Consider the following 6,913-nt stretch of genomic DNA (forward strand, 5'->3'; position numbering starts at 1 on the left):
CTCCCCGGACGGGTGACCGCCCCCGAACGCGCGGTCGGGGCGTCAGCCGATCGTGACCTCCGCGCACGTCCGCGCCCGGGGCGTCAGCCGATGGCGACCTCCGCGTACATCCGCGCCCGGGGCGTCAGCCGATGGCGACCTCCGCGTACATCCGCGCGATCACGTCCTCGATGGCCGGCTCGCGCACCGAGAGGTCGACCAGCGGGTATCGCTCGGCCACCGCCGCCACGATCGGCGCCGCGCTCTCCCGCGCCGGGAAGGCCAGCCACTGCCGCGGCCCCTCGACCTTCACCACCCGCGCCCCGGCCACCTCGATCGGGGGCCGGGCCTCGGCGAGGTCGACCACCAGGGTCCGCTCGCTGCCGCCGGTGGCGTGCAGGCCGTCCAGCCCGCCGTCGTGGACCACCCGGCCGTGGTCGATCACCATCACCCGCTCGCAGAGCTGCTCGATGTCGGTGAGGTCGTGGGTGGTGAGCAGCACCGTGGTGCCGCGGTCCCGGTTGACCTCGCGCAGGAACTCGCGCACCCTGCCCTTGCTGACCACGTCCAGGCCGATGGTCGGCTCGTCCAGGTAGAGCACCTGGGGGTCGTGCAGCAGCGCCGCCGCGAGGTCGCCGCGCATCCGCTGGCCGAGCGAGAGCTGGCGCACGGGGGTGTCCAACAAGCCCTCCAGGTCGAGGAGTTCGACACAGCGGCCGAGGTTCTCGTGGTACCGCCGGTCGGGGATGCGGTAGATCCGGCGGGCGAGTTCGAAGGAGTCGCGCAGCGGGAGGTCCCACCACAGGGTGGTGCGCTGGCCGAAGACGACGCCGATCCGGCGGGCCAGCGCGACGCGTTCGCGGGCCGGGTCGACCCCGGCGACGCGCAGCCGTCCGCCGCTGGGGACGAGGATGCCGGTGAGCATCTTGATGGTGGTCGACTTGCCGGCGCCGTTGGGCCCGATGTAGCCGACGCACTCGCCGGCCTCGACGGTGAAGCTGAGCCCGTCCACCGCGCGCACCTCGCGCCTGGTGCGGCTGAACCGGCCGGTGCGGGCCCGCACGGTGAAGGTGCGGCGGACGTCCTGGAGTTCGATCAGTGCCACGGTGATTCCTTACGGGAGAGGGGGGTTCAGCTGCCGGTGCCGCGGTAGGCGCGCAGTCCGGCCCGCCAGGCGAACCCGGCGGCGGCGACGCACACCGCGGCGGCGACCGGCGAGGCGTACTGGAAGGCGGTGGGCAGACCGAGCGGGTCGGGCCGGTCGAGGATGCGCAGGGAGGGCAGCCAGTTGACGAAGGCCAGCGGGACGCCGAAGACCGCCCCGGCCACCAGCTCCTTGGCGAAGATGGTCGGCGGGTAGTGCAGCAGGGTCGCGCCGCCGTAGGTGAAGGAGTTCTGGATCTCCTTGGACTCGCCCCACCAGAACTGGACGGTGGCGCCGCCGACGAAGATCGCGCCGAAGATGACGGTGCCGCACACCAGCAGGACGGGCACCAGCAGCACCCGGTCCCAGGTCCAGTGCACGTCCAGGGCGGCCAGCGACCAGACCAGCACGATCGCGGCCTGGAGCGGGCGGCCGAGCCGGCGCAGGCTGAAGCGTTCGGCGCACAGCTGGGAGAGCGCGGGGGCGGGGCGGATCAGCATGGTGTCCAGCGAGCCGCTCATGATCCGCACGCCCAGGCCGTCGGCCGAACCGACCAGCAGGTTGGCCATGCCGAGGGAGAAGGTCGCGGTGGCGTACAGGAAGGCGATCTCCGGCAGGTTCCAGCCGCCGAGCTGGTCGGTGTGCCGGAACATGATCACCAGCACGACGAAGTCGAGGGAGTGGGTGACCAGGCTGGCCAGCAGGTTCAGCACGAAGGAGGCGCGGTAGGCCATCATCGAGCGCATCCACATCCGGGCGCACAGCCACCAGGAGCGCACCGCCCAGGACGTCCGCGCGGCGAGGGGCTCAGCCACCCTGCACCACCACCCTGCGGGTCGCCAGCCACTGCGCGCCCCGCCCGGCGGCGAGCAACGCGACCGCCCAGCCGAGTTGGAAGCCGAACGCGCCGAGCAGCCCGGCGCCGCTCGCGCGCTCCAGGAAGACGTCGGTCGGCACCTGGACCAGCGACGCCCACGGCAGCACCCGGCCGAGGTCGCCGAGCCAGCCGGGGAAGAGCGCGATCGGCAGCAGCATCCCGGAGAAGAACATCGAGACCACCAGCATCACCGAGCGCACCCCCTCGGAGTCGTGCAGCCAGAAGCCGGTGATCGAGACCAGGAACCGCACCCCGAAGCTGACCAGCAGCGCGAGCAGCACCGAGAGCAGGAAGAACACCCAGGTCAGCGGGTGTTCGGGCATCCGGGTGCGGAACACCAGCGCGCCCACCAGCATCGGCACGGTGCCGCGGACCAGCGCCTGGAAGGCGGCCCGGCCGAGGTCGGTGGCCAGCCACCAGCCCTGGAAGTCGACCGGGCGGTAGAGGTCGACGGCGATGTCCCCGCTGCGGAAGCGGTCCTGGACGTCGTCCTGGAAGCCTCCGCCCCAGACCGCGACGGTGACCAGCAGGCCCTGGCTGACCCAGATGTAGGTGACGGCCTGGCTCTGGTCGTAGCCGCCGAGGTTGGGGCGGGCCTGCCAGAGGGCGAGGAAGGAGGAGGCCAGGATGATGCCGAAGACGGTGTTGGTGAAGGTGCCGGCCAGGGTGGCGGCCCGGTAGGTGGAGTAGCGGCGGAAGGCGCCGCGGGCGACCGCGGCGTACAGCCCGAGGGCGGATCCGGTGGAGGTCCCGGTATCAGGGGGCCTCGCCCCGACCAGTGCAGCGTTCTGCATTTTGTCTCCTTGTCGACAAATATGAGCAGAGGGATGCGGGCAGGCATCAGCGCACGCCCCAGCGGCTCCGACCGACCGCACCCGGGGGTACCGGGCCGGACGAGCGGAGCTGCCAGAAGTCAGAGCGCTATGGAGTTCGCACCTTTCACCGTACCGCCGGCCCCCACCGCCCGCACCCGGTTTTCGAAGCGCACCAGGGCCTCGCACAACCCCGCACCCGAGGCCCACGACCGGCACTGAGCCAACGTCAAATAGCACATAATCGCCGCATGACCTTGAGCACCCGGCGCCAGGCCAAACGGGCCGCCCGACGCGCGGCCCGACGCGCCCTCCCCCTCTGGCGCCGGCTCCTGCCCACCTGGCGGGTCACCCTCGGCACCCTCACCGCGCTCCTGCTGCTCGCCGTCGGCGGCTTCGCCGTGCTCTACGTCATCGTCCCCGTGCCCGACCCCAACGCCCACGCCGTCGCCCAGAACAACATCTACCTCTACTCCGACGGCACCACCGAGATCGCCCGCACCGGCGCCGTCAACCGCACCGACGTCGCCATCGACCAGATCCCGCTCCAGACCCAGCAGGCCGTCGTCTCCGCCGAGGACCGCACCTTCTACCAGAACCGCGGCATCGACCTGAAGGGCATGGTCCGGGCCGGCTGGAACACCCTCCTCGGCAAGGGCATGCAGGGCGGCTCCACCATCACCCAGCAGTACGTCAAGAACTACTACCTGACCCAGGACCAGACCATCGAGCGCAAGGGCCGCGAACTCCTCATCGCCCTCAAGGTCGACCAGCAGCGCGACAAGCGGGAGATCCTCGCCGGCTACCTCAACAGCAGCTACTACGGCCGCGGCGCCTACGGCATCCAGAGCGCCGCCCACGCCTACTACGGCGTCGACGTCTCCCAGCTCACCCTCGGCCAGGGCGCCTACCTCGCCTCGCTCCTCCAGGCCCCCAGCCTCTACGACGTCAAGACCGCCACCCCCGCCAACCGCGAGAAGGCCCTCGCCCGCTGGAACTACGCCCTCGACGGCATGGTCCAGCTCGGCTTCCTCACCGCCACCGACCGCGCCGCCACCACCTTCCCCGACCCCATCGACCCGCAGCCCGCCACCGGCCTCGCCGGCCAGGCCGGCTACCTGGTCGGCGTCGCCGACGACTACCTCATCTCCTCCGGCACCCTCGACGCCCCCACCCTCAAGGCCGGCGGCTGGCGCATCACCACCACCTTCGACAAGCCCAAACAGGACGCCTTCGTCAAGGCCGTCCAGACCGAACTCACCGACGAGCTCGACCCCAAGGCCCGCCCCACCACCGACACCGACGTCCGCGTCGCCGGCGCCTCCGTCGAACCCGCCACCGGCCGCGTCGTCGCCGTCTACGGCGGCCCCGACTACGCCAAGCAGCCCTTCAACGACGCCCTCCGCCAGGACAACCAGATCGGCTCCACCTTCAAACCGATCGACCTCGCCGCCGGCCTGCTCGCCCAGCACACCGTCGACGGCCGCCCGATCACCACCGAGAGCCGCTACGACGGCACCAGCGAACGCCCCGTCACCGGCGGCCCCACCCCCTACGCCCCGCCCAACGAGGACGACATCGACTACGGCAACATCACCCTGCGCTACGCCATGGTCAAATCCGTCAACTCCGTGTACGCCCAGGAAGGCGTCGACGCCGGACTCGACCGCGTCCGCGAGACCGCCGTCAAACTCGGCATCCCCGACAGCGTCCGCGGCATGGACCCCGCCAACACCTCGATGACCCTCGGCACCGCCACCCCCAGCGCTCTCGACCTGGCCGGCGCCTACGCCACCCTCGCCAACCACGGCCAGGCGCACACCCCCTGGTCCGTCCTGAAACTCGAACGCGCCAACGCCGGCGGCGCCGTCGACGTCCCCAAGACCCCCGAACACAAGGCCACCGAAGCCGTCGACCGCGGCATCGCCGACTCCGTCACCGACGTCCTGCGCGACGTCGTCAGCCCCCGCGGCACCGGCGCCGCCGCCCTCGACCTCGACCGCCCCGCCGCCGGCAAGACCGGCACCACCGACTCCAACCTCTCCGCCTGGTTCGCCGGATACACCCCCGAACTCACCACCGCCGTCGGCCTGTTCCGCGAGAACCCGAAAACCCACGCCAAGGAACCCCTGGCCGGCACCGCGGGCCTCACCCGCATCAACGGCGGCGCCTTCCCCACCAGGATCTGGACCAGCTACATGACCGCCGCCCTCGACGGCACCCCCACCCAGGAGTTCGACCTCCAGACCGGCCACGACAACCCCGGCACCGGCAACTGGCCCACCTCCACCGGCACCACCACCCCCAGTGCCACCGCCACCCCCACCGGCGGCGGCCCCGCCACCAGCACCACCGAACCCGACGCCCCCACCCAGGCCCCCACCAGGCCCGCCGCCACCAACACCCCCACCGCCCCGGGCCCCGGCCCCGACAGCCCCAGCCCCCAGAACCCCCAGCCCACCCCCAGCCAGGAACAGCCCAGCCCCACCGCCCAACCCACCCAGACCAAGCCCACCCGGCCCACCAGCCAGCCCACCGCCAGCGCCGGGCCCACCAACTCGGCCACCGCGCCGACGGGTTAGACCGGCTGGACCGGCTGGGCTGGTTGGACTGGTTGGACAGGCTGGACCGGCTGGCCGGGGGCCCGTCCTAGACCGCCAGCTCCCGCTCCAGCGGCGTACGGAAGCGCGGCGTCACCCGCACCTCCCCCAGCCAGCCCGCCAACCGCTCGGCCTCCGCCGCCACCGCCCGCTCCGCCTCCGCCCCGACGTCCCGCAACAGCCGCCACACCACCTCACCGTCCGCGCGCTGCGCCCAACCGCCGACCACCTCACCGCACCACCACACCGTCGGCCCGGCATTGCCCGCCCGGTCGAACAGCGCCGGCACGTCCTCCGGCCGCAGGTACCAGTCCCGACCGCGCCAGCCCATCACCGCCGGATCCAGCGCCGGCAGCAGCGCCGCCCACGGCTCCGGCTGCTCCACCGGCGCCTCGTCCCCCGGCAGCACCACGGCGGCCACCCCGCCCGCCAACGCCACCTCCCGCGCGTCCACGTCCGCCAGCGCCCTGCGGACGTCCCCCAGCGTCCAGCCCGTCCACCACTTCACGTCCTCGACCGTCGCCGGACCGAACCCGGCCAGCCAGCGCCGCACCACCTCCGCCTTCGCCTCCCGCACCGGCACCTCCGGCCACTGCGGCACCGGCGCCCACGGATAGCTGCTGCTCAACCAGGAACCGCGCGGACGGCAGCGCCGCACGTGCCCGTCCGACGCCAGCAGCCGCAGCAGCCGACTGCCCACGCTCTGCCGGTTCTCGTACGCCTTGCCCGCCGACATCAGCATCGTCTCGCGCAACTGCGGGACGTCCTCGGCCAGTTCCCTGGTCGTCGCCTCCCTGCGCACCGCCAGCGCGGCCAGCACCTCCCGCTCGGTCGCCGCCAGCCGGGCCTCGTCCCAGCCCTCGGCGTGGTCCCGCAGGTGCTTGAGCAGCGTCGCCCGCTCCTTGGCCGCGATCGCCCGCGCCGCCGCCGAACTCACGTACGGGGCGAGGCCCTCCGTCACCGCGAAGATCGTCCGCCGCATCGACAGCAGCTTCACCAGCGAGACGTCCTCGTACAGCGCCCGGTCCACCTCCTTCGCCGAAGGCACCGCAAGCCGCGCGCAGGCCGACAGGTACACCGTCCCCGCGTCCGTGGCGTGCAGCCCGACCACCGCGTCCGCCACGTCCTCCACCCGCGCCGCCCGCACCGACGGCGCCAGCAGCTGCCGCCGGCCCAACCGGGCCCGCCGTTCCCCATCACCGATCACCGGCACACTCATGCCGGGACCCTAGCGCCCACCACTGACATTGATGCTGGTACTCAGGTTCCGGTGGTCGTGGCTCGGCCACTGACTGACGTCCTGCTGGACTGTCCTCGGGTTGTTCTGTCCGGCCGCCGGGACCTGTTCTCACGGCACCGGCCGGGCGGAACATGACCTGATAGGAGCTTGGTCCAGAAGCCCCTTCAATGTCCTGTCTGCTCCACCCGGCCGGCGCCGACCTCCGGCTAGGGAAGGCATCATCAGCATGACAGCAGCGGTCGTCGGACACACCGCGGGCCA

Annotated in this window: 5 protein-coding genes; 1 reads left to right on the forward strand and 4 read right to left on the reverse strand. The window is 72.4% G+C overall.

The window, feature by feature from the left end; all coding sequences use genetic code 11:
• Positions 1-124 precede the first annotated feature (124 nt).
• The 3 genes from RZ50_RS14940 to RZ50_RS14950 are packed head-to-tail and all read right to left on the reverse strand — an operon-like array spanning position 125 to position 2,794.
• Positions 125-1,084: an ATP-binding cassette domain-containing protein gene (locus RZ50_RS14940; protein WP_374199918.1), complete on the reverse strand. Its 960-nt coding sequence runs from the start codon at positions 1,082-1,084 to the stop codon at positions 125-127.
• A gap of 26 nt (positions 1,085-1,110) precedes the next feature.
• A complete protein-coding gene (locus RZ50_RS14945; RefSeq protein WP_308271641.1) occupies positions 1,111-1,938 on the reverse strand; it encodes an ABC-2 family transporter protein in 828 nt (275 codons plus the stop codon).
• Entirely contained in the window at positions 1,931-2,794 is an 864-nt protein-coding gene (locus tag RZ50_RS14950; protein ID WP_196950066.1) for an ABC-2 family transporter protein, read from the reverse strand. Before RZ50_RS14950 ends, RZ50_RS14945 begins: the two co-directional genes overlap by 8 nt.
• A gap of 269 nt (positions 2,795-3,063) precedes the next feature.
• Between RZ50_RS14950 and RZ50_RS14955 the strand changes: the two genes are divergently transcribed.
• Positions 3,064-5,394 (forward strand): transglycosylase domain-containing protein, encoded by a 2,331-nt coding sequence (locus RZ50_RS14955; protein WP_217680542.1) that lies wholly within the window; start codon positions 3,064-3,066, stop codon positions 5,392-5,394.
• A 67-nt stretch (positions 5,395-5,461) separates the two neighbouring features.
• Here RZ50_RS14955 and RZ50_RS14960 read toward each other — a convergent pair whose 3' ends face one another.
• Positions 5,462-6,631: a winged helix DNA-binding domain-containing protein gene (locus RZ50_RS14960; RefSeq protein ID WP_196951078.1), complete on the reverse strand. Its 1,170-nt coding sequence runs from the start codon at positions 6,629-6,631 to the stop codon at positions 5,462-5,464.
• Between the last annotated feature and the right edge of the window lie 282 nt (positions 6,632-6,913).

It is taken from the genome of Kitasatospora sp. SUK 42 (assembly GCF_015776785.2).
GTDB lineage: Bacteria > Actinomycetota > Actinomycetes > Streptomycetales > Streptomycetaceae > Kitasatospora.

What these genes read in the sequence shown, in the direction of transcription:
- RZ50_RS14950 (WP_196950066.1), bottom strand. Translation starts at nt 2,794, where the DNA reads ATGCAGAACGCTGCACTGGTCGGGGCGAGGCCCCCTGATACCGGGACC.
- RZ50_RS14955 (WP_217680542.1), top strand. Translation starts at nt 3,064, where the DNA reads ATGACCTTGAGCACCCGGCGCCAGGCCAAACGGGCCGCCCGACGCGCG.
- RZ50_RS14960 (WP_196951078.1), bottom strand. Translation starts at nt 6,631, where the DNA reads ATGAGTGTGCCGGTGATCGGTGATGGGGAACGGCGGGCCCGGTTGGGC.